The organism is Fimbriimonadia bacterium, assembly GCA_039961735.1.
Classification (GTDB): domain Bacteria; phylum Armatimonadota; class Fimbriimonadia; order Fimbriimonadales; family JABRVX01; genus JABRVX01.
The window spans coordinates 38,643-61,912 of record JABRVX010000048.1 but is presented as its reverse complement, the minus strand read 5'-3'; the positions used below and the strand labels follow the sequence as shown (position 1 = coordinate 61,912).

The following is a 23,270-nucleotide window of genomic DNA, read 5'->3' as shown; positions in this document are numbered from 1 at the left end:
TTGGCGACTGCTTTGCAGTCTGGATCTTACTTTCGGCGGCGGAGGGCCAGCAGGCCAACCAGACCGGTGCCGATAGCGGCGAGTGCGCCCGGCTCAGGAACCGCGTACATGCGGAGGCCGAAGCTCGCGACGGGAGCCCCATTGAAGTTGTACAAGGCCTGATCACTGAAGTTGAGGAACAGGTCGTGGCTGCTGCCGACTACCGGTGGATCATAAATAACCCACCCGGCTTCCGGGCTGTCCGAGTAGGCGCCTGCGAACGCCATGCAGAACCAGAGGTCGGCCGATGCGACAAATTCGCCGCCGCCCGTCAGGTCAACCTGCACTTGCCACAGGCCATCGCCGGGAAGACCCGTGAGAATACCGCCACTGACGTACGCACCGACCGGACCGGTATCATACGTGGACATTTCGAAGACAGCCCACTCGACCTGGGTCAGAGCCGTGTTGCCGACCGGATCGTAATACACGAACTCGAACCCGTTGATGAGACCACCACTGGTCATGTGCACGTCGTCGCAGACGCCCCAGAAGTTCACGGGGTCGCCGGGGAAGTAGTACCCCGAGAAGCTCGAGGGATCGGTGTTGTCGTACAGGGTCAGCGGGCCGGGTGTCGGAGCCCCGTTGCCGATTCGCCACTGCTGCAGCTCACCCGATACGGTGGCTGCGGTCTGAGAGAAAGCCGCGCTACAGACTGCCAGCGCGGACAGCGCGATGATGATGCGCATCTTGTGCAACTCCTTTTACTATCGTCAGGACTTGCCACCCAAGCGCGAAAAACATGCCACTTTCGCCACGGCTCGAGGCGAAGCAAACAGATAAAAATAGTTTAGCACAACAAAACAAGGAAAGCTACGGGTGGTTCGAAGAACCCTCGAGGATCATCCGGCCGGAGAATTGGACGCCGCTGAGACGAGCCTCGACGCCCCGCCGCAGCGGTCTCACGCCTTAGCGAGCGGGCAGGACATCCGAAAACCACTTTGAATATGATCGCCGAATATGATCGCCGTCATATTGCGCTCTTTTGCGCAATCGGACAATGGTTTCCATGGCGCCCGGGCGACACGGGCGTGGTTGCATAATGCTCAAGCTCTTCGATGAGGTTCTGGCTGCAGGGCTACCGAAACCGCTGAGGCTGCTAAGTCTCGGCGCGGTCGCCGTCTTCATCGGTATGGCCATCTACGTTGCGCGAATCTCGGAGGCCGCGTCCTATCTCTCCGACGACCCTCGGGCTTGTGTCAACTGCCACATCATGAACCCGCAATACGCGTCCTGGCGACACTCGAGCCATGCCCGCGTCACGAATTGTAACGATTGCCACGTTCCGCACACCAGCGTGCTCGCCAAGTACTACTTCAAGATGAAGGATGGGTTCCGCCACAGCCTGCTGTTCACGCTCAGGAAGGAGCGGCAGGTGATCCATGCGATACCCGAGTCCAAAGCCGTTATCCAGCAGAACTGCATCCGTTGCCATGCGCGCACGCTCGATGCAGTCGGCGCGCCCATTCACAGTGACTTCACGCGCCAGTGCACGGAGTGCCATCGAGACGTCCCCCACGGACGAGAGCACAGCCTTTCGTCCACGCCGAACGCAAGCGTTCCCAGCCCCGGGCCTATCATGCCCCCGTGGGTTCGCGGAGACCAGAAGACCGGAGGTTCGAGATAGCTATGGAAGCCACACCCGAGAAGAAGCGAAGTACTTGGCTCGGATGGTTCGTCTTTCTTGGCAGCGTTTTGGGGGTCGTAATCCTCGGCCTGCTCGCCACCTCGATCACCGAGCGTCGCGCAGAGACCCGTTATCTGGCCTTGCAGATGATCCAGCCCATCGCCGAGTGGGAGGCCGACAACTCCAAGTGGGGAGTCAACTTTCCCCGGGAGTACAACTCCTGGGAGCTGACCAAGAAGACCGACGAGAACACGAAATACGGTGGCTCGGGCTTCCGCGATTACCTTGCTGATAACCCCAAGCTGGTCATCATGTGGGCAGGGTATGCCTTCGCTAAGGACTACGCGCAGGCACGAGGGCACTACCACAGCTTGAACGACGTGCTGCAGACGAAGCGCATCACCGACAAGTCCCCCGGGACCTGCTACACCTGCAAGAGCCCCGACGTGCCGAGGCTGATGGCCCAGATGGGTCCTGCAAAGTTCTACTCCGGCAACTTCCTCGCCATGCGGGGAGAGGTCAAGAACCCTATCGGGTGTGCGGACTGCCACGACAACAAGACGATGGCACTGCGTATCTCTCGCCCCGCGTTGCGCGAGGCGTTCCAAGCGATGGGGAAGGACATCACCAAAGCCACTCATCAAGAGATGCGCTCCTTGGTATGCGCACAGTGCCATGTGGAGTACTACTTCCGCGGCAAGAAGGAGAACTATTTAGTATTCCCCTGGAAGCACGGCCTGACCGCAGAGGCCATGGAGAAGTTCTACGACGAAGTGCAACACACCGATTGGGTGCATGCCATCAGCGGTGCGAAGATGATCAAGATGCAGCACCCCGATTGGGAAGTGTACATGCAGGGCATCCACGCATTCCGTGGCGTATCGTGTGCCGACTGCCACATGCCCTACAAGACCGAGGGCGGCGTGAAGTTCACCGACCACCAGGTGCGCAGCCCGCTCTACAACATCGCCAACTCGTGTCAAGTGTGCCACAAGTGGTCGGAGCAGGAAGTCCGGAGCCGAGTTACTGCCATCCAGGACAAGAACCGCGAGATGCTGACCCGTGCCGAAGAGGCGATTACGGCAGGTCACCTGGAGATCGGCGATGCGATCCGGCTCGGCGCGACCGACGCCGAGTTGGAGACGCCGCGCAAGCTGATCTCGAAGGCGCAGATGTATTGGGATTACGTGGCAGCCAATAACGGCATGGGCTTCCACGCGCCACAAGAGTGTGCGCGGGTGTTGGCGAAGGCGCTCGACCTGGCGCAGCAGAGCCGATTGGCGACGACGTTGGTGCGTGCCAAGCGAGGGGCACCGGCGCCGCTGCAACTCCCGGACATCACCACTAAGGAGAAGGCGCAGGCCTACATCAAGCCGTTCGTGGATGCCCAGAAGGCGAAGGAAGCCGCCACCCAACCACCACCCACGCGTTAGGCGTAGCGCCTGTGGTAGTGCGCTCGTGGGAGTATGTTGATTCTGGGCGTCGGCAACTGCGGCAGTGGGTGGTCCCGACCGCGCTTCCCGCTGGTGCCGATCTTCCCATGGGTGTCGGTTGCGGCATTGGTGTGAACCGAATCGCTCGTCACCACCCTGTCATTCTTCGCTTCACTCGGGATGACAGGGTGGTGGTCTGCCTCGGCGCCGCGTGATGGCGTCGGGGGCACCACAGACAGACCACTACGCCCCCGCAGATACCACGCGGGGGCGCGAAGAGCGGTGGGCCGTGTGCCTACTGTCCAGGCGCGGCGGCCAGGCGAGCGTTCACTGCGTCCCAGTCAATGGACTTCAGGAACGCGTCAATGTAGCCCGCACGGGCGACGGCGAAGTCGAGGTAGTAGGCGTGCTCATACGTGTCCAGCGCCAGGATCGGCGTCGCGCCCCACACCGGGAAGGTGTTCTGTGCATCACCCAGATAGTTGAACAACTCGCCGGTGGCGTGGTTCACCGCCGTCCACGCCCAGCCGCGCGCAGACATGCCGGTCGCCTTCAGGTCCCGCGCCCAGTTCTCGTAAGAGCCGAAGTCGCGCTGGATCAACTCGGCCACTCGTCCGGTCGGAGCGCCCCCCTTGCCTCCGAGGATGTCGAAGTACACCTCGTGGTTGTACACGCCGCCTAGCGCGAACGTCAGGTCGGTCTTCAGCGACCGGATCTTCGAGTACACCTGGTTCCCCGCAGCGAAGTCCTCGTCCGCCAGCGCAGCGAGCGCCTTTCGGATCTCGTTCGTCTTGTTCACGTAGCCTTGATACAGTTTGTAGTGCTCGTCGTGCGTTCGGCGAGAGATGCCGTTCGCCTCGGTGTTGTAGATCTTCTCCGGCAGCGGCTTCGCCGCAATCTCAACGATGGGCATGGTCAGTCTCCTCCTCTCGAAGTTCCGTCATTGTACTAGCTAACGCACGCGGGCCCGAGGAGGTTCGCACTGGTCCCACGCAAGCGCCGAGCCCGAGGGCGTCTGCCCTCGGGCTCGGATTGGTTAGCCGTTCTGGCGCAGCCTACGGTGCGCCGACGAACCCGAAGTTATTGAGCACGATGTTCAGGTCGAGCAGGTCCACCGTGCCGTCCCAGTTGACGTCGGATTGTCCGGTCAACCCGAACGCAGCGAGAACGGCGTTCAGGTCGATCAGGTCGACTGCGTTGTCGTAGTTCGCGTCGCCGTTGATTAGCGAGAAGTTAGCCACCGTAGCACCACTAACGTTCTGAGACGCGAGGACCTGGCGCAGCCAGTTGGCGTGCTTCACGGCGATATCGAACGTTCCAGACAAGACACTCGGCACCGCATACCCACCGGAGCCGTCCAGCGTGACCGGATAAGAGGCAACGACCGTCTGCGTGCCCGGATTGCGGAACTCGATGGTGAGGTTGATGCCCGCAGGCGACGGGATCAGGCCGTTCAGCGTGATTGTTCCCGACAGCGATGCCGGAGTCTCGCAGCCGATCTGCGTCACCTTGACCGCATCCACGCCGGCCTCGATGACCGATCCTGCGTTCAAGTCACCGGCCTCGAAGCGCACCTTGACGGTCGCGTTCGGCGTCACGAAGTCGCCGACCTTGAACGAGCTGGTGTACCAGCCACCTTCGACCTGCGGTCCAGTGGGGCCGACCACCTCGGCGGTGACCCACGACGCGCCGTTGTTGTTCGAAACGGACACGATGAACACGTCGTTGTACGGGTCGTTCCCGAAGTTGTTCGAGTACCAGCGGGCATAGCTGATAATCGCGTCGCCGCCGCTCAGGTCGAACGTCGGCGAGATCAGGTATGTGGTGCCGCCGTCCACGTCGGTGTCGCCGGGTCCGTTCTGTGTGACGTAGCAGTAGCCGGATCCGTCATAGTCGGTCGGCGGGTCGCCACGCGTGCCGCCGCCGTTCGGGATGGCCCGCTGCCAAGCTCCGGCGGTCAGACCCGAGCTGTTCTGCACCGTCCAGCCTTGGTTCGTGTTGAAGTTGTCGCTGAACACGGTGACAAGGCTGCCAGCACTTATCGTCTTGTAGGTGCTGGTCGGAGCGTTGCTAGGCGAAGTGACGAGCGCGTTTTCCGTCGTCCTTGCAGAGACATAGTAGTTGATGGTCGTCCCGCAAGGTATGGCCGGGAACACTGCGTCGTAGACGTTCGGCGAGACCTCGTTCATCGCGATCTCGGTGTAGCCGCCACCGGTGCTGTAGTGCAGCTTGCCGGTTCCGGGCTGTGGCTGCTTGGACAGCGCGCTCACCACGACCCGCATTGTAGTGCCCCCCGCCGGGCTTACGGTCTCGGGCTGCCCGTCCGGGAAAGTGAACTTCAACAGCGAGAGAGGCGGAGCCGTGAGGTTCTTCGCTCCGAAGCCCGTCGCGATCTCGTTGTAGTGCGGCGTGCCGTCTGCGATGTCGCCGTTATCGTCGTCCAGCGTCAGCACGTCAATCGTGATGCCTGGGTTGACCGATGGCGGGCGGAGCAGAATCGAGTTCAGCCAAAGTGCGCTGATGATGTTGTGGTACTCGACGGGCTCGGTGACCATCAACTGGTCACGGGTCAACCAGAAAGCGCCGGAGAGGACCTGCCCGCAGAGGTGCGCTTCTCCCGAGCACGGGTAATTCACCGTGTTGTAGCAGTTGCGTAGACACGCGTTGCCTCCCAGAAAGCCGTAACCGAGGCACGGGTCCTGCAGGAGGAACGCCGAAGACACGTCTGCCATGCCCTCATGGTAATCACCGGTTGCGCTGGTGTGCCCGCTGTACACGATGTGGTGACCGTACTCGTGAGCGATGACGGACGAGTACGCGGTGTTGGGGCACCCGCCGCCCGCTCGATAGAAGTTGATCGAACTGTAATCGTAGTACGCGTTGCAAGTGTTGTTCAGGTTCACGTTGCACGGAAGCTGCACGTCGACTCCGGGATAGGTAGGTACGTGCTGCTTAACGAAGTTGTGAATGTTCGTCGTCCAGATGAACCCGTTCATCTGCGCCGTCAAGTACTCCGACGGTGTGGGGTTGTACAGGAAGTTGCCCGGTCCTGGGGGCGTCACTGTCTGCGAGAGGGACAGAATCGAGCCTGCAGCAGTGGTGAGCCTAACCCAGCGGCCGGCCTGCGTCGCACCCGAACCACCGACCGAGGTGCTCAACGTGACGTCCGAGCTGCCGCCGTGCGGGATCACGTAGTTGCCGCTCGCGTCTGTATACGCGGCGTTACCGCCCGTCAAGCGAACCCAGATGTCCCGGATCGGCTGGATGGTCGGTGGGTTGTCCGTGCGGTCCGGCTTAACTCCGGGCGTCGCATAGCCTAGCACCTGACCGGTGACGTCCACGTACAGGATTCGGTCCTCCATGCGGAGCAAAGGAGCATCAGGCTTCGATGCGTCTACGATGAACTCGTAAGCTTCGGGATCATCCGGATTGCCATTGCTGCCAGTGAAGCGGTAGGCGTAGGTCGCCTTACCGTCTTGTGCATACACGATGAACTCCGGCTGGCTGAAAGTGAAATCGGGGTACCAGCGGGCCCAGCGGGCCATCGCGTCCTGGACACCGATCCGGATGGGTGTTAGGGCCACATTGGTGATGTCGTACACGTTGGCGGAAGCCAAGACCACTGGGTAGCCGGGCTCGTTCTTCACCAACACAGTGAGGTAGGCCCGGTCCACTTCGAGACCGTTGCAGAACTGCCGATAGTGAAGCACCGTGAACTTGCCCTGCATCAACTCGTGCTCGGCCTCGAACACGAGATTGCTGCTGGGAACTCCGAATGCGTCGCTATAGGCTCTCAAGAACGCGTCGGCCGACCGCTCCGGGGTGCCGAACGCGGACATCTTGGTGCCGTAGACACGGCTAAGCTTGCCCTCCGATGTGAAAAACCGAACGGCGGGATAATCGCGCTGAAGCCGTTGCGTCGCAGCCTGCTTGCTCTCCGCCGCACCGGCGGACAGCGCCAGAACCACGGCCATCGCGGCTAATGCCAACCTAAGCACAGGTACGCCTCCAAACTCCTAGATATCTGCGCCCTGGCCCTGGCGATGTGCCTGGGCTCGGCACGCAGTCGAACAAAAGACCAATTCGGCAAACCCGGTCCCCCGCAAAGACCCGAACACGCGGGCAAGGCCGGTTCATTCCGAATCGGACCCTCTGCGTTAGGAGTCAACACATTGCCTGCCTGTCCAGTTCCCGGGTTCGCGGGCCGCGCGCGACAAGGACCGGAGGGGCGCCAGGAAGGCGCCCCTCCGCAGTCAGTCAGACGTGTAATCCGTAGACCCTTACGGGGCCCCGACCATCCCGAAGTTCGAAAGAACGATGTTCAGGTCCACGAGGTTCACGGATCCATCCCAGTTCAGGTCGCCTGTGCCGCCTGCGTTCCCGAAGAACGACAGAATGGCATTCAGGTCAACGATGTCGACCGTGTTGCTATCGTTGACATCGCCGTTGGACAGCGAGAAGTTCACCGTGGTCGAACCGGAGACCGTGACGTTGGGCACCACCTGTCGCAGCCAGTTCACGAACTTGACCGCCACGTCGTAGGTGCCCGCCGGCACATTAGACGTCGAGTAGTTCCCAGCGCCATCCAGCACGATGGTCGCACTATGAATCACGGTGCCGGACGGAATCTCCCGGAACTGGATCGTTGCACTCTGGCCTGGCCCGCCGAGATACTGCTCGAGCGTGACCACGCCGCTGACAGTCGCTCCACCAGGAGCCACGTCGAGTGTGGCGGTGCCGTTCGAGGCGTTGTACAAGCTGTCGCCCGCGAAGGAGGCAGTGATCGTTTTTGCACCTGTGCCGAGTTCCGCCGGGATGACCCAGTTGACCGTCGCAACGCCACCGAAGGCCGTGACCGCCGAGCCTGCAGAGTAGCCGCCGACATCGAACGAAACGGTCCGACCGACGAGCGGGAGATTGTCCGTCGTGCGGCGAAGGGTGGCGGTGAGCGTCACGGGTTGGCCGCTCGTGCCGCTGGCATTCTGCGGTGTTACCGAAGTGTTGGCCTTCTGAACGGTCAAAGTTGCTGTGTCGCTCGATGGGTCATGCAGTGAGTCGCCGTCGAACTCCACCGTGATCGTCTTGGCTCCGACTCCGCCGCCCTCCTGCGGTGTGTAGGCGACGGTGCCGATGCCGTTCGAGCCCGTTGTCGCCGTGCCGACGTTCACACTGTCTACCTTGAATGTCAGGCTCTGCCCTTCGAGGAGAGCGCCGTCCGTAGCGCGGGTCAGTTTGGCGCTCAGGTTGATACTCTGTCCGAGCGGTCCGGAGGCATCGTAGGCCTCTACGACGGAGCTCGCCTTCGTAACCGTCAAGTTTCCACTGCCCGTGGATGCTGCATAGGTGCCGTCGCCCGCGAAGTCTGCTTGGATCGTCTTCACGCCCGTGCCCAGGCTCGGCGGAATCGTGTAGTTCACAGTCGCCACACCGCTTCCGTTCGTAGTTCCTGAGCCGACGGAATTGGAGGCGACCTTGAAGCTGACAGTCTTCCCCGAGAGCGGCGCACCGTCCGAGTCTCGCGTCAACGTTGCGCTCAGCGTGACGGTGGCACCGATTTGGCCCCCGGCATTCAACACCAGCAGTGTGGTGGGGTCTCCGGGTGGTGTCAGCGTAACCTGCTGAACCCATGTGCGCCAGGTGCTGCCCGAGGTTGCGTGCGGGTACTCATTGAAGTGCCAGAAGGTGCGATCATCCTGCGGGTCGACCACGGTACCGGTGTAGTCTCCCCATCGCACAGGACTACCACCCTCGCCGGTGTAGTAGCGGGCGCCCGCCTTGATGACCGTCGGCACCGTCATTTGACCGGGCGGGTCGGATGCCAGGCGGTAGGCATAGTAGATGGAGGCATACTCATTACTCGACGCCCGACAGAACCCCATGAACAGCGTGTCGTCCTGATTGACCGCAACCGACGGGAACCACTGATACACACCGGCCGTGATCACGGTACCGCTCGTCGTGACACTCACCGACGTCGGCCAGTTGGACGTGTTCAGCTGGTACCAACGGCAGGCAGCCACGCTACTCTGCCCAATCGTGTGCGCGAAGTAGATCGAGTTGTTGCGCCAAACCGAGTTGTAAGTTCGAGTGTCGATCGTATCGAGTCGTACCGTACCACCCTGTTGAACCGCGGAGGGAGGGGCGGAGAACGATGTCACGGTGGCGTTCTTCTTCGTTAGCGACGGGGTGCCGAGCGGATTGTTTACGCCAAAGATATTGACCCGATTGGTACCCTGCACGTCCGCGAGGAAAGGCGCCTGTGGCGTGCCCCAGTGCTGAGCGGGCTGGATCGTGAATGCGGTGCTTCCGTCTGCGTTCGTGATGCTCCACAGATCGCTGTAGGTAATACTGCTGGCAAAGTCCAGGAGCTGTTGCTTGGGGATCACCCGCAACTTGACGTACTGGTAGGCCCACGTGCTGCGATTGAACATGTTGGCGGTGATGTAGAGCGCATCCTGGCTCACCCCCATGCCGGGATAATCCGACATGTTGTTGGTGGCAGTTCCGCCGTTGACCGTCGAGTCGATTGCGTACTTCTTCCACGTGCCGTTCGGATCGCTGTCATCCGATACTGCCAATAGGTACCACGAGTAGTAGCTGTTGTTGAGACCCAGAATCAGCAGGAACCACCGACCGCTGTCATGGTCATAAATAACACGCGGGTCCGACGTGAACGTGAACCCGGCAAGCCCGCTGAAGAAGGTTCCGAACGACGAGGAGTAGGTTTGGCTCCCTGATTTGTTGTAGATTCGAAAGCCGGCGTTGGTAGCTACGAGCACGTGATTCGGTCCGACGGCCAAAATGGGGTCGGGTGGCCACACAGATCCTGACGAGACGCTATCCCAACCGATATCCGCGAGACCCACGTCGGCCCCGCTCCGTTGGATGATGTCGAAGTTCCACACCTTGCCCGGCTTGATCTTGGGCGGTTCGGTGTTATCCTGCTTCAGCGGACGCCATGACCAGGTCAGCTCGAAGGGACGAAGCATCATCCGGTTGTAGACGTCCATTTCGTCCTCCACGACGGAGGGTGGCGTTACCGTAACGGTGGCCACAGGGTCTCGGCCATCGAACTCCGACTGCCCGAGCGCCGACCCCGCCGACATGACAGTCGGAATCAGCACTAGGGAGTGCAGAGCTAAGCGAGAGAGACGAACGAGCATGCAGTACCTCCTAGATTCCTCACAATCATCCAGGGCCCCCTCGCAACTCGGCTTGCCCCGGGGCGCCCGAGTCGCCATCGAACCATTCCACATCAGAGGGGTCAGGGCAGACAGTCCTATTAACATGAGTCCTGTGGACGAGGTTCCTTAGTCTTACGGCGCAAATAGAGCGAGCCGCAACCGGGGGGGAGGTTGCGGCCGCTATTCCAGTCGCGTCCGCGATCTTTGGGGGGCGAGCCGCGTCGCAACTGTCGTAAGGTTCACGTTGTGCAGTCAGAAAAGCGCATTCAGAAGACCACTGTTGCGCCCTTGCCCTCTTTGCGCATTCTAGCATGATTCCCGCCGAAACGGGACATAACGGGTCTTGTTTCGTGGGAAACCGCACTATCTAGCCCGCATTACTTAGCGGTTCGAAATGTGCTGTGAAGTGCCGCAATGTCGGCGCTTGATGCGTGATCCGATACCCGTGTACGTCCTCTCGTTGCTCGAATGCCTCCAGAATCACCTCCGCCATGTAATCTACGTGACTTTGCGTATACACTCTTCTAGGCACAGCGAGGCGCACCAGGTCCATGTCGGCAAAGGTCTCTCCCGACGCCGTGTGCTTGCCGAACATCACGCTTCCGATCTCCACTCCCCGGATGCCTCCGACCAGGTACAGCGCGCAGACGAGGGCTTGGCCCGGATACTGCTCGATGGGCACGTGGGGCAGGAACGCTCGTGCGTCTATGTAGGCTGCATGTCCCCCCGGCGGCTGGACGGTTGCGACGCCCTCTTCATTCAGCTTGCGCGTGAAGTAGCGCGTGCTCGCCATGCGGTATTCCAGGTAGTGTGGGTCCAGCACCTCGGTCAGACCGACTGCCATCGCCTCGAGGTCTCGCCCCGCGAGCCCCCCGTAAGTCGGAAAGCCCTCGGTGAGGATGAGATTGGTCCTCGCCCGCTGCGCCAAGCCGTCACTGTTCAGCGCCAAGAATCCGCCGATGTTGCACAGCCCGTCCTTCTTACAGCTCATCGTGGCGCCGTCGCAGTACGAGAACATCTCGCGTGCGATCTCTCTCGGGCTTTTGTCCTCATAGCCCGGCTCACGCATCTTGATGAAGTATGCGTTCTCGGCGAAACGACAAGCATCGAGGAAGAACGGAATGCCGTTCTCGTGCAGCAGGCGGGACATCTCGCGAATGTTCTCCATCGAGACCGGCTGGCCCCCGCCCGCGTTGTTGGTGACGGTAACCATGCCTAGCGGAATGCCGTCCCTGCCCAGCTCCTTGATCAAGTCCTCCAGCTTGTTCAAGTCCACATTCCCCTTGAACGGGTGCATCGAGGCGGGGTCCTTGCCCTCGGGGATGACCAGGTCGAGCGCCTCGGCGCCGGTGTGCTCGATGTTCGCGCGCGTGGTGTCGAAGTGGTTGTTGCTGGGGATCACCAGGCCCTCGCCCGCTACCAGCGAGAAGAGAATTCTCTCCGCGGCGCGTCCTTGGTGCGTGGGGATCACGTGCTTCAATCCGGTGATGCCCTTTACCACTTCCTCGAAGCGGTAGAAGCTACGGCTACCGGCATAGCTCTCGTCGCCCTGCATGATCGCAGCCCACTGTGCCGAGGACATGGCGGCCGTCCCGCTGTCTGTCAGCAGGTCGAACATCACGTCGTCGGCGTGAAGCAGGAAGGGGTTGTAGTGTGCCTGACGCAGCAGGCCTTCGCGTTCCTCTCTGGTCGTGAAGCGGATCGGCTCCACGCTCTTGATGCGAAAGGGCTCGATAACCGTGCGCATATTCTCTGGGTTCCCCGTGGGCAGAGTCACTCCTGTCGCCAGGACGCCCGAAGGTAGACTAGGGTCGGATCACGGCTCATCGGGGGATGCTCATGAACAACAGCTTCGGTGCCCGGGCTTCGGTGCGGCTCGGCGACGACTCCTTTACCATCTATCGTCTCGACGTGCTCGAGCGGCAAGGCCTTCGGCTCGCCAGGCTGCCTTATTCGCTGCGCGTGCTGCTGGAGAATCTGCTGCGTCGCGAGGACGGCGTGACCGTCACGCCCGAGCACGTGATGGCCTTGGCGAATTGGGATCCCACCGCGGAGCCCTCGCAGGAGATCGCGTTTTCGCCGGCCCGGGTCGTACTGCAGGATTTCACCGGCGTTCCTTGCCTGGTGGACCTGGCCGCGATGCGTGATGCGGTTGCCGAGATGGGCGGGGACGCGAGTCGCGTCAATCCACAGCAGCCTGTGGAGCTGGTGGTGGACCACTCCGTGCAAGTAGATGCATTCGGCACCCCCGAGGCCAACCGTCTGAATGTCGCGAAGGAGTTCGAGAGGAACAGTGAGCGCTACGCCTTTCTGAAGTGGGGGCAGAGCGCATTCCGCAACTTCCGTGTGGTGCCCCCTAACACGGGCATAGTGCATCAGGTGAACCTGGAGTACCTCGCGCGAGTGGTGTTCGTCCAGGACGAAGACGGTGAAAAACTGGCTTACCCGGATACGCTAGTGGGCACCGACTCGCATACTACGATGATCAATGGCTTGGGAGTGTTAGGTTGGGGCGTAGGAGGCATAGAGGCGGAGGCTGCTATGCTCGGACAACCCGTCTCCATCCTTGTCCCGCAAGTGGTAGGCGTGCGAGTCACTGGAGTTTTGCCGGAAGGTGTTACCGCTACCGACTTGGTTTTGACGGTAACACAGATGCTTCGCACCCACGGGGTGGTAGGGAAGTTCGTGGAGTTCTTCGGCGCCGGACTGGAGTCTCTTCCGGTTGCCGACCGGGCTACCATCAGCAACATGTGTCCAGAATACGGTGCCACGTGTGCCATGTTCCCCGTGGATGACGAGACGCTGCGGTACCTGCGCCAGACCGGTCGCCCGCCGGATTTCGTCAGCAGGATCGAGGGCTACGCCAAAGAGCAGGGACTCTTCCGAGAGCGAGGCACCCCTGAGCCCGAGTTCACCGCCGTGCTCGAACTGGACCTCTCCAAAGTGGAGAGCAGTGTGGCTGGACCTCGAAGGCCACAGGATCGCGTACCGCTCAGCCGTGTCGCCCATTCCTTCTCGAAGGCACTGCCCGACCTACGAGGACCGAACGGGAGGGAGCACGCGGGCAAGGGGACCCTAAAGCACGGGAACGTGGTGATAGCGGCGATTACTAGCTGCACGAATACATCGAATCCAGCCGTCATGTTGGCGGCTGGGCTCCTCGCTAAGAAGGCAGTGCAGCGCGGCCTGACACGCAGGCCATGGGTCAAGACCTCTCTCGCCCCCGGCTCTAGGGTGGTCACTACCTATCTAGAACGTGCCGGCCTTACTCCCTACCTGGAGCAGCTGGGGTTTCATACGGTCGGCTACGGGTGCACCACGTGCATTGGCAACTCGGGACCACTGCCCGAAGAAGTGTCACGAGAGATCGAGGAGAATGGCCTGGTAGTGTGCGCCGTGCTCTCGGGCAATCGCAACTTCGAGGGTAGGGTTCACTCCGAAGTGCGGGCTAACTATCTCATGTCACCGCCGCTCGTGGTGGCGTATGCCATCGCCGGTCGCATCGATATCGATCTCACTACCGAGCCACTGACGCTCGATGCGTCGGGAGTGCCGGTATACCTTAGAGACCTGTGGCCATCGAACGCCGAAATTGCTTCAGCCGTCGAGCACTGCATCGGCTCCGAGATGTTCGAAAACAACTACAAGGATGTGTTTCGAGGCGATGAGAACTGGGAGTCGATAAACATAACACCTGCCGAGCGATTCCAGTGGCAGCCGGACTCCACCTACGTGCGCCGGCCGCCGTACTTCGATGGTATGCCCGTGGATGCCCCAGAGACGGTCGACGACATCCGAGGCGCGCGCGTCTTAGCGTATCTGGGTGATAGCATCACAACGGATCACATATCCCCTGCAGGCAGCATCAAGAAGGACTCGCCTGCGGGACGTTACCTGCTAGAACACGGAGTCGAATGGCAGGACTTCAACTCCTATGGGTCGCGCCGCGGCAATCACGAGGTGATGGTGCGCGGGACGTTTGCGAATGTGCGGATTCGGAACAAGCTGACCCCTGGGGCTGAGGGGGGTGTTACCACCTATCTGCCAACCGGCGATGTGATGAGCATCTACGATGCGGCCGTCCGCTACCAGCAGGACGGAACATCCCTCATCGTGCTAGCGGGCAAGGAGTACGGTTCCGGCTCCAGTCGCGACTGGGCGGCAAAGGGGCCGTATCTACAAGGCGTTAGGGCGGTCATAGCGGAGAGCTTCGAGCGGATTCATCGTTCCAATCTGATCGGCATGGGCATCATCCCGCTGCAATTCCTGCCGGGCGAGAGCGCCGAGAGCCTAGGGCTGACAGGCACGGAGCACTTCGATGTGCTCGGGCTGTCTGACGCTGTCGCCTCCGGGTTCGCCGGCGGGCGAAGACTGCAGGTGGTAGCGCAGGAAGGTACCCGTTGGCAACGGTTCGATGTCGAGGCGAGAATCGACACGCCGCGCGAGCTCGATTACTACCGCCACGGCGGCATTTTGCAGTTCGTGGTTCGTTCGCTACTGCAGTCGCAAGGTTGAGCGCACTGTGCCGGCGCGTTCGTGGCGCGCGGTGATCTTCACGGTACCGCCGCGCGGGGCACGAATCGTCCACACGAGTCGCAGCCTATCGTCGGTACTGTCTGCAGACCACACGCCGGCCGCACCCCGATAACACCGACCCTCGAGCTGAGCATGCTCCTCGCGAAGCTTGCCCGTTTCCAGCGTGGCTCCGCGTGGCAATTCGATCTCGGTCACGATGGGCCTTGACAGCTTGTTGTTCAGAGCCTTCTTGGTTACGTAGGTGGGCAGCCAGCCCGTGTTTTGCAGTACCAGTTCGACGCGATATGCACCTTGGCCAATCGCCTTGGCGCTGCTCGAGATGATCTCGAGCTTCGGTGCGATTCTCAGATGGAACATCAGCCAGTCGGCGAACGGGGCGATCTCCTTTTCCAGCATGTGGGGCGGTGGATTCCTCCAGCAATAGGCTACATCCCACCCACCGAGCTCCACCTTGCCTAACTGCGGGTGTTCGTAAGGGTACCACTCGATGTAGCCTTTGCCCTTTAGCACCTTCTCGGACCACTCCAGCATCTTGACGTCGTCTTCCACAGGGTGCTCGCGGTACCAGTCTATGTATTTGTACTCGCCTATTCCGGCTTGCCGCTGTGGGCTCCATATCTCCACAGTCCAGGCATGCACGCCACGATGTTCATACATCCAGTCATCGAACACACCCGTGATGATCTCTTTGGGGTGGTAGCGGAACTCGTGATAGACGGAGATCGCCGGATAGCCCGTGATTTCCGTACCCTTCGCGCCAATAGTCTTGTAGTTCCACACGTCTTCAGCGGGCAACTCGTCCTCGGCGAACCGACTCGGTGGCCGCAGTAGTACACCGCTGAAGGTGTGAAAGCAAACGGCGCCCGTGATGTTAGGATGTTTGCAGATGAAGTCCACCTGTGCCCGAATCTCCGGCTCCGAAGTAGGGAAGGGGCCAGCTCCGTGCTGTTCGCCCTCCAACCGCCAGCCGATGGGGTAGTTCCGGTTGAGGTCTAGGCCCTCTTTGGTCCGAGCCATGGGAATCAGGAACCCGTCGTAGTTCTCGATTCTGCCTTCGGGGAGAAGACGATAGTAGGTGCCCCCCGTCTCGTCCGGCGCGCGCGGCACCAGCAGCTTCGGGTGGTCGGGATGCGGCTTCCACGAACCGTTCGGATCGGGGATTCGCATCTGCAGCATGCGCCCATCGCCGTCCATGTCCTCTCGAATCAGCCCTTCGATGGGGTCCTCGTCGTACGGCCATGGGCGGGTGCTGGAGCGAATGATCTTCGGCTTGTCGGCCAGAGCCCACTCCGCACCGTCTGGGTTCAGCCGTGGGCACACGTAGAAGACACGCGTGTCCAGCAGCGACCGAATGCCCTCGTTTTTTGGGTCTTCCGTGAGCAGCTTGTGGATGAGGTAGAGGCACGCCGATGAGGCCGACACCTCGGATGCGTGAATGTTTCCGTCCACCCACATCGCGGGCTTCTCCGTATCCGGCCCGGTCTTGAAGCGCGTTATCGTGCAGAGCCAGATGTCCCTGCCCTCATAGCTCTTACCGATCGATTCGTACCGAAAGATGTCCGGGCGCTGTTGGGAGAACTGCTTCAGGAAGCGGGTGATGTCGGCGTAGCGATAGTAGCGGTCGAAGCGCAGCGCAGCCATGTTCGGTCCTCCTTCTCGCATTGAGCGAGCCGTAGTGCGATTCGTCCTAGCCGCCGACCGTCCTGCCGCTAACTTGCGTGCCGATGGTCCTCACGGGTACTTTGCGGGTGTCATGGATGAGGCTGCAGGTAGGGACTCGTGAAGTATCTGACCAATCAGGACCTTCTCTGGATCAACTCCCAGTTGTTGAAGCGAGTCGTGGGGTTTCGGGTCATGGACCTCGAAGAGTGCATCGGCTACCAGTACGCATACAAGCTGGAGCCCGAGGTCTATCGCGATGCAGGACGCTTCTTCGAGGGGCTGCTCCGCCGAAAGCCCTTCGACGAGGGCAACGAAGTCACAGCGCTCGTGGCAGCCCTGTGCCTTCTCAAGGTCAACGGGTTATCGCTGACGGCGAGTAGGGAAGAGGCTCACGAAGTACTCGAGCGCGTCTCCCGCGGCGATCTCACGGGCGCAGAGGCCCTCCGTTCGCTGGCGCAGGGCGAGCCGGAGCCGATTCCCGACGGACAAGTGGCATCTGCCATGAGACAGGTTCTCAGCGTATACGCTTAGCTATGTAGTGCACCCGATCGCTGGTGGGCCTGGGACGCTCCAGCGAGTAGCTGTGGTAGGCGCGAATGTCTGCGAACCCGGCCTCCTTCAGCCAGGATCGAATTTCCTGGGTCGAGTGTGCGCGTTGCACGTGAACTTCTACGAAGCTATCGGGGGGGTCATCCGTCCAGAACTCCATCCGCACGGTGCACAGCTTCGTCTCTTCGTCATAGCTGCTGCGCCACTTGTAGCGGACTGGCGCCCCCTTGGTCATAACTTCTTGGTCGAACAGCTTGCTGACGAAGGCGTACTCGGTGTTCAGATCGAATACGAGCAGGCCATCCGGCTCCAGGTGAGCGGCTATGCGGTGCAACGCCGCTCTCAGCCTCTCCGGGTCGGTGATGTAGTTCAGGCTGTCGAAGAAGCTGAGCGCCGTGTCGAAGGTCTCGGGCAGGTCCATCTCGGCGAGGTCCTGGGCGAAGAAGGCGATGTCCTGTCCGCTCGTCTCGGCCTTCTCTTTTGCGGTCCGGATCATCTGCAGGGACTTGTCAACCCCCGTGACGCTTAGCCCCTTCGCCGCCAGCATGCGGCACACGGTGCCCGTCCCGCAGCACGCATCGAGCACCTTCTTCGGCTTGTGGTCAACCATCTCGCACAGCAGCTCGAAGTAGCTGATCCACATGCGATAGGGTACACCCCGCATCAGAATATCGTAGTGGGGGGCTATCCGGGTGAATGACGCGTGCGTGGACATACGGTTGGATTGTACCGAAGCCCACCCCGAGATCGATTCGCGGAGGATCTCCCACACACCGCCCCGAGGCCGGACAATATGTGCCAAACTTGCACTCGAAACCTGCCCGACGCCGCCCGGAGGTGCCTCGGGTGTGGAGGCTAGCGAATGTTTCGTCGTCTCTGGAACTACATCAAAGCACTTTTCAATCGAACGATGGACCGGTTGGAGGACCCCGAGATCCTACTCGACCAGGCCCGTCGGGAAATGCGTGAGAACCTCGCTTCGAACCGAGAGCGAGCGATACAGGCCATCACGCAAAAGAACAACCTGCAGCACCTGGTGGATGACCACACCAGGCGCATCGCCGCTCTGCAGGCCAACGCGGAGCAGGCGCTACGACAGGGGAACCGCGATCTCGCGCGGCAGCTTTTGCGAGAAAAGGCGCATCTGGAGCAGACGCTCGAGGGTCTGAAGGCATCGCTCGCGCAGGCGACCGAGACCGTCGAAGCGATCAAAGTGGCGATGCGGCGTCAGGAGGAGCAGGTCAAAGCCAAGTACGCCGAGATGCTGGCATTGAAGGCTCGATGGAAACAGGCCCAGATCACCAAAGAGATCAACAAGGCCATGGAAAGCCTCACCTTCGAGACCACGGAGCAAGACTGGAGCGTCGCCGCAGAAAAAATCCGCCATGCCGAGTCAGAAGCCGCAGCGCGACAAGAAATGATGGCATCCAGCCTGCAGGGCAAGATGTTGCAACTCGAAGATCAGACGATGGACGCCGTCGCTGAGAAAGAGCTGCAGGAACTAGAGCAGCGGATGGGCTTGGCGGGTCCCGCGCCGACGACGCAGCAGATACCCTCGTCCGTGCAGGATGTAGAAGCAGAACTGGCCGAGCTGGAGCAGAGGCTCGGCTCCCAGCCGCCCGCGCAGCAGGACTAGAGGCTAGCGGGACCTAGTCTTCCGGCCGCGGGCCAGGCTCCCAGCCTTGCTCGCTTGCGCGCATCAATACTTCTACGTGCATGTCGTCCGTGACTCGGCTCTGGCACGACAGGCGAAACTCCCCGAGCACCCCGTCCTCTTCGAGGCATTGTCGCTCGACTTCGCCCATCGGCGGCTCTGGGCTGTGAAAGCGCACGCGACACGTGGTGCAGCGTGCTTTGCCGCCACAGCGATGCGAGATGTCTACCCCCGAGTCCTCAATAGCCAGCACCAGCTTCTTGCCTAACTCGACTTCGAACTCACCGACCCCTTCGATTCGCAACTTTGGCACCCGATGTGACCTCCTTCGTTCGCGCATCGTACCTTCCGCCGGCTGGCAGTGGCAGGCTACACTGGGTCCTGGAGGTGAGCCCATTTGGAAATAAGGCGTCTGTCCGAGCGGACCGAGATCTTGGCGGGAGACCACACACGGCTTCGCGAGATGCTGCACGGCCCTAATGAGGGTCTGCCGCTTGGCTACAGCTTGGCATGGGCGAGCCTTCCGGTCGGCGCGAAGAGTCTGCCGCACCGACTGCGGGAGTCGTCCGAGGTGTACTACTTCTTGCTCGGTCAGGGCCGGATGCACGTTGGCGGAGAAGAGGCGTGGGTAACGGCAGGAGACACCGTCCTGGTCCCGCCCGGTGTAACTCAGTGGCTCTCCAATGAGGGGGAGACAGATCTCGAGTTCCTGTGCATCGTTGACCCGGGTTGGCGGGCACACGACGAAGAGGTTTGAACTGCCGCGCCGGCCTAACGCGCCGCACGCCACCGGCAGTTTGGGTCGTGCAGACCCGGGACTGCGCTGTCAGCCGTCCGACATTGTTCGCTCGAGAATCACGGGCTTTGCCGCAACCGGCTCCTCGTTCAGCCGGACCGCCTGCGACACGGTCGCTGCGGCCCGTTCTGAGGCCTCGCGGTCGCGAGCGTACACAGTGGCTATGGGCGTTCCTCGCTCGACGCGGTCTCCCACTTCGATCTTCATCACAACCCCGACTTGCGGGTCAATCGGATCCTCCTTCCGTTGCCTCCCCGCGCCCAGTTCGACCACGGCCCTGCCCACCTCTCCGGCGTCAATCCCTGACACGTATCCGCTGCTCTGGGCAGTCACCGTAACGCCGGCCAGACCCTCCATTAGGGTTCCTGGCTCGTCGCAGATGCAGGGATCGCCTCCCTGTAACTCGACAAGGGCGCGGAATCGGTCGAGAGCGGAGCCATCGCCAAGCCGCGTCTTCGCCAGAAGGTATCCCTGCTGGTCATGCTCGGCAATGCTCGCAGCAACCAGCGCTTCTGCAGCTAGCGCAAGGCAGAAGTCCTGGAATCGCGCCGGCCCCTCGCCTCGTAGAGTGCGAATGGCTTCGATCACCTCGAGCGCGTTGCCGACTGCGTGGCCGAGCGGCGCCTGCATGTCGGAGATGAGCGCCACCACTCGCTTGCCCGCCGCTCTGCCTACTTCCAGGAGCGACTTGGCCAGTGCTCGGGCGTCCTCCAGGCTCTGCATGAATGCACCGCTTCCGCACTTCACGTCTAAGAGCAACACCTCGGCCCCGGCAGCCAGCTTCTTCGACATGATGCTCGCGGTGATGAGCGAAATATTGCCCACCGTTGCTGTCGCGTCTCTCAGCGAGTACAACAGGCGGTCAGCGGGAGCGAGACGCTGGGTCTGGCCTGCGAGGCAGCAGCCGCACGCGCCGGCTACCTTCAGCATCTCCTCCGGCTCCAGTGCAGTTCGGAAGCCCGGGATGCTCTCCAACTTGTCCACCGTGCCGCCCGTGATGCCGAGCCCTCGCCCCGACATCTTGACCACCGTGCACCCGCAAGCCGCAAGAAGTGGCACGACCACCAAAGTGGTCTTGTCACCCACTCCACCCGTCGAGTGCTTGTCCACGTGCGGCGGGGGTAGGGCCGAGAGGTCGAGTTGGGTCCCGCTTTCGGCCATGATATGGGTTAGGGCCAGTGTTTCCTCGGGGGAGAGCCCCCGCAAGTACGCCGCCATCAGCCACGCGCTGACCTGATAGTCGGCAACGCGACCGGCAACGTAGCCGCCGACGAGATCCTGGAGATCTGCCGGCGTATTCGTTCTGCCGTCGCGCTTGGCGGCGATGATGTCCTGAATGCGCATGGTCGGCAAAGTGTATCACCGCGTCATCACTGAGGGTGCGATCCGAATTGCTCGTTGGTTGGCGGGATTCGCGGGTGCAAGACGACCACAAATGTGCAATAATGCCATGCCGTGTGCGACGAGGCGCGCGGGACCCGTTTTGCCGAGTCCTTCGTGCGATTTTGGAGCGTGACCAGTGATGATTGACGAGGAACTTGAGCCTGGCATTCCGACCGCCACGCCAGGCGACGACATGCCGACCGTAGCCGAATCTTCTCAGCCCGAGCCGACCGTCGGCATCTCCAACGGCGAGGAGGAGCCCGCCTCGATGGAAGAGGCTCTCCAAGACGATACCTTGAGGCGGGAGTACGACCAGTCTTTCCGCCGCCTCTCTCGCGGGCAGTTGCTCCGTGGCACCGTCGTCCACGTCGAACCCGACCGCGTTTTCGTGGACATGGGAGGGAAGACGGAGGGCATCATTCCCCTTGCCGAACTGAGTGCCGAGCCACTCACCACGGCTGAGGGTGTAGTGAACTTGGGCGACGAGATCTCGGTAGTCGTCCTGAACCCCGAGGGAGCCGACGGCAACCCGGTTCTCTCGAAGAAGAGGGCGGATTTCGAGGATTGGTGGGCCAAGATCGAGCGCTGCTATGAGCGCCAAGAGATCATTACTGCACTGGTCACAGAGCGAGTGAAGGGCGGCCTCGTCGTAGACATCGGGGTCCGTGGTTTCGTCCCGGCGACCCACGTGGGAAACGGCAAGCTTCGGAACATCGAGCGCTTCGTCGGCCAGAGCCTCCCGCTTCGCATTCTCGAAATCGACCGAGAGCGACGCAAGGTTGTTCTGTCGAACCGATTGGCCGAGGAGGAGCGGCGCGAAGAGGCAAAACATCGCATCTTCGGCTCTTTACGCGTAGGCGAAGTGGTGGACGGCGTGGTTCGGCGTATCGTAGATTACGGTGCGTTCGTGGATATCGGCGGCGTGGATGGTCTGTTGCACGTGAGCGAGATGTCCTGGACTCGCATCAACCACCCGTCCGAGGTTCTGAAGGAAGGCGACGAGATCAAGGTCAAGATCCTTCGTCTGGATCAGGAGATCGGCAAAATCTCCCTCGGCTACCGCCAAGTTCAGCCCGATCCTTGGAGCATCGTAGCTGACAAGTACAAGGTCGGGCAGGTCATCGAAGTGCCCGTGTCGCGCCTCGTTCAGTCGGGAGCGTTCGTCAAACTCGAAGAGGGTGTGGAGGCGTGGCTGCCGGTCAGCGAAATGGCGCACAGGCGGGTCTCCCGCCCGTCGGAGGTCGTCACCGAGGGACAGACGATTCAGTGTCAGGTGATGGACATTCGCGCCCCAGAGCGGCGTATGGTAGTGAGCCTCCGGGCTCTGGAGCGCCATATCGAGCGGGAGGCGGTGGAACGACACGGACGTTCGAGCCACAAGGGCGGGGCGACCATCGGCGAGCGCGTTGGCGCACTGAAAGAGATGCTCACGAGGAAGTCGGAGGAAACTGCTGTAGCCAAGGCGGAACATTCCACTGAGGAAGCACCTGCCCCCGAGGCAGCATCTCAGACGGAGAGTGTTCCGGAGCCGGCTGCCGAAGAACCTGTCGCTCCCGAGCCTCCTGTGGCAGAAGAGCCCGCGAGTGACCCGGAGCCTGTGGAAGTGCCTGCCGAGGCCTCAGCCGAAGACGCCGCTGCTCCGGATGAAACGCAATCCTAGCGAGACTAGGACGTTCCGCCGGGTGCTGCAAAGAACGAACTCTGGCGCCGCTTCGCGTTCGCGAAGCGGCGCTGTCGTTTCCCGGCCTCCCGGCCCGTTGCACGTGGCGATTACCGGGGGCGCCTGCGCCGGAAAGTCCACCGTCCTCAGCTACTTCGCCGAGCTCGGGGTCCCCACGTTCAGTGCCGACGAGGTGGCTCGCGAACTCACCCGACCAGGCACCTCGCTCGCGAAAGCAGTGGCTGAAGCCGTTGGACCCGGGGCTACGCTGCCCGACGGTGCGCTGAACCGGCGATTCATCGCCCGACGCATTTTCGAAGACGACTCGCTTCGGCGGAAGGTCGAAGCGCTGCTGCACCGGCCCATCATGGCTCGGCTTGGAGATCTGTCGGCGCAGACCCCAGGCGACGTCCACTGCTTCGAGATCCCACTGCTCATCGAGGCCGGCCTCCAAGGCGAGTTCCACCGTGTGATCCTCTGTCGGTGCGGGCGACGGGAACAAATGAGGAGATTGGTTGCCCGCTGGGAAGGAGATGAGAGGCTGGCTCGGCGAATACTCTCGGCACAGATCTCTGACGCGGAGAGAAGGCCGCATGCGCATTTCGTCGTGATGACGAATCGCCCGCCGGAAAAGGTTCGAAAGCGCGTGGAGGCGATTCTGGCGAACCTGCGGAGAACGTCGCGCGTCCATGCTTAGGATGCCGCACGTCTCGGAAGTGGAACGCAGTAGGGGTTATGCTATAATCC

At 61.6% G+C, this 23,270-nt stretch carries 17 protein-coding genes; 8 read left to right on the top strand and 9 right to left on the bottom strand.

From position 1 onward, the window contains the following. Window positions 1-26: 26 nt before the first annotated feature. The gene (locus HRF45_11485; protein MEP0767150.1) at window positions 27-728 is read right to left on the bottom strand and encodes a PEP-CTERM sorting domain-containing protein; all 702 of its coding nucleotides are present in this window, start codon (window positions 726-728) and stop codon (window positions 27-29) included. Between the two features lie 353 nt (window positions 729-1,081). Between HRF45_11485 and nrfH the strand changes: the two genes are divergently transcribed. Together nrfH and HRF45_11475 are read left to right on the top strand one after the other, a co-directional pair. Continuing rightward, a complete protein-coding gene (nrfH, locus tag HRF45_11480; GenBank protein ID MEP0767149.1) occupies window positions 1,082-1,666 on the top strand; it encodes a cytochrome c nitrite reductase small subunit in 585 nt (194 codons plus the stop codon). 2 nt (window positions 1,667-1,668) lie between these two features. Continuing rightward, complete coding sequence (locus HRF45_11475; protein ID MEP0767148.1) at window positions 1,669-3,099, top strand: ammonia-forming cytochrome c nitrite reductase subunit c552; 1,431 nt, start codon at window positions 1,669-1,671, stop codon at window positions 3,097-3,099. Window positions 3,100-3,394: 295 nt separating this feature from the next. Here HRF45_11475 and HRF45_11470 read toward each other — a convergent pair whose 3' ends face one another. The 4 genes from HRF45_11470 to HRF45_11455 form a co-directional block, all read right to left on the bottom strand. Further along, window positions 3,395-4,012 carry a superoxide dismutase gene (locus tag HRF45_11470; protein MEP0767147.1) on the bottom strand — a complete coding sequence of 206 codons (618 nt, stop codon included), beginning with the start codon at window positions 4,010-4,012 and terminating at the stop codon, window positions 3,395-3,397. A gap of 142 nt (window positions 4,013-4,154) precedes the next feature. After that, window positions 4,155-7,097 (bottom strand): hypothetical protein, encoded by a 2,943-nt coding sequence (locus HRF45_11465; GenBank protein MEP0767146.1) that lies wholly within the window; start codon window positions 7,095-7,097, stop codon window positions 4,155-4,157. A gap of 282 nt (window positions 7,098-7,379) precedes the next feature. After that, window positions 7,380-10,262, bottom strand: coding sequence for an Ig-like domain repeat protein (locus tag HRF45_11460; protein MEP0767145.1), 2,883 nt, complete (start codon window positions 10,260-10,262; stop codon window positions 7,380-7,382). A 388-nt stretch (window positions 10,263-10,650) separates the two neighbouring features. Then, on the bottom strand, window positions 10,651-12,030 hold the full coding sequence (locus tag HRF45_11455) for a tryptophanase (protein MEP0767144.1): 1,380 nt from the start codon (window positions 12,028-12,030) through the stop codon (window positions 10,651-10,653). Between the two features lie 92 nt (window positions 12,031-12,122). On the opposite strand from HRF45_11455, the gene acnA reads away from it, so the two are divergent. After that, a complete protein-coding gene (acnA, locus tag HRF45_11450; protein MEP0767143.1) occupies window positions 12,123-14,798 on the top strand; it encodes an aconitate hydratase AcnA in 2,676 nt (891 codons plus the stop codon). Here acnA and HRF45_11445 read toward each other — a convergent pair. Next, on the bottom strand, window positions 14,778-16,460 hold the full coding sequence (locus HRF45_11445; protein MEP0767142.1) for a carboxypeptidase: 1,683 nt from the start codon (window positions 16,458-16,460) through the stop codon (window positions 14,778-14,780). The genes acnA and HRF45_11445 overlap by 21 nt on opposite strands. Before the next feature lie 138 nt (window positions 16,461-16,598). Between HRF45_11445 and HRF45_11440 the strand changes: the two genes are divergently transcribed. Beyond that, window positions 16,599-17,012 (top strand): hypothetical protein, encoded by a 414-nt coding sequence (locus HRF45_11440; GenBank protein MEP0767141.1) that lies wholly within the window; start codon window positions 16,599-16,601, stop codon window positions 17,010-17,012. On the opposite strand, the gene HRF45_11435 is transcribed toward HRF45_11440, so the two are convergent. Continuing rightward, a complete protein-coding gene (locus HRF45_11435; protein MEP0767140.1) occupies window positions 16,996-17,694 on the bottom strand; it encodes a class I SAM-dependent methyltransferase in 699 nt (232 codons plus the stop codon). The genes HRF45_11440 and HRF45_11435 overlap by 17 nt on opposite strands. A gap of 198 nt (window positions 17,695-17,892) precedes the next feature. On the opposite strand from HRF45_11435, the gene HRF45_11430 reads away from it, so the two are divergent. Then, window positions 17,893-18,666, top strand: coding sequence for a PspA/IM30 family protein (locus tag HRF45_11430; GenBank protein ID MEP0767139.1), 774 nt, complete (start codon window positions 17,893-17,895; stop codon window positions 18,664-18,666). A gap of 13 nt (window positions 18,667-18,679) precedes the next feature. Here HRF45_11430 and HRF45_11425 read toward each other — a convergent pair whose 3' ends face one another. Further along, window positions 18,680-18,997 carry a (2Fe-2S)-binding protein gene (locus HRF45_11425; protein ID MEP0767138.1) on the bottom strand — a complete coding sequence of 106 codons (318 nt, stop codon included), beginning with the start codon at window positions 18,995-18,997 and terminating at the stop codon, window positions 18,680-18,682. 84 nt (window positions 18,998-19,081) lie between these two features. Here HRF45_11425 and HRF45_11420 point away from each other — a divergent pair, with 84 nt between their 5' ends. Continuing rightward, entirely contained in the window at window positions 19,082-19,441 is a 360-nt protein-coding gene (locus HRF45_11420) for a cupin domain-containing protein (GenBank protein ID MEP0767137.1), read from the top strand. Window positions 19,442-19,510: 69 nt separating this feature from the next. Here HRF45_11420 and HRF45_11415 read toward each other — a convergent pair whose 3' ends face one another. Next, window positions 19,511-20,824 (bottom strand): thymidine phosphorylase, encoded by a 1,314-nt coding sequence (locus tag HRF45_11415; GenBank protein ID MEP0767136.1) that lies wholly within the window; start codon window positions 20,822-20,824, stop codon window positions 19,511-19,513. 178 nt (window positions 20,825-21,002) lie between these two features. Between HRF45_11415 and rpsA the strand changes: the two genes are divergently transcribed. Both rpsA and coaE read left to right on the top strand, forming a co-directional pair. Beyond that, window positions 21,003-22,523 carry a 30S ribosomal protein S1 gene (gene rpsA / locus HRF45_11410; protein MEP0767135.1) on the top strand — a complete coding sequence of 507 codons (1,521 nt, stop codon included), beginning with the start codon at window positions 21,003-21,005 and terminating at the stop codon, window positions 22,521-22,523. Window positions 22,524-22,545: 22 nt separating this feature from the next. After that, on the top strand, window positions 22,546-23,220 hold the full coding sequence (gene coaE / locus HRF45_11405) for a dephospho-CoA kinase (GenBank protein ID MEP0767134.1): 675 nt from the start codon (window positions 22,546-22,548) through the stop codon (window positions 23,218-23,220). Window positions 23,221-23,270 lie beyond the last annotated feature (50 nt).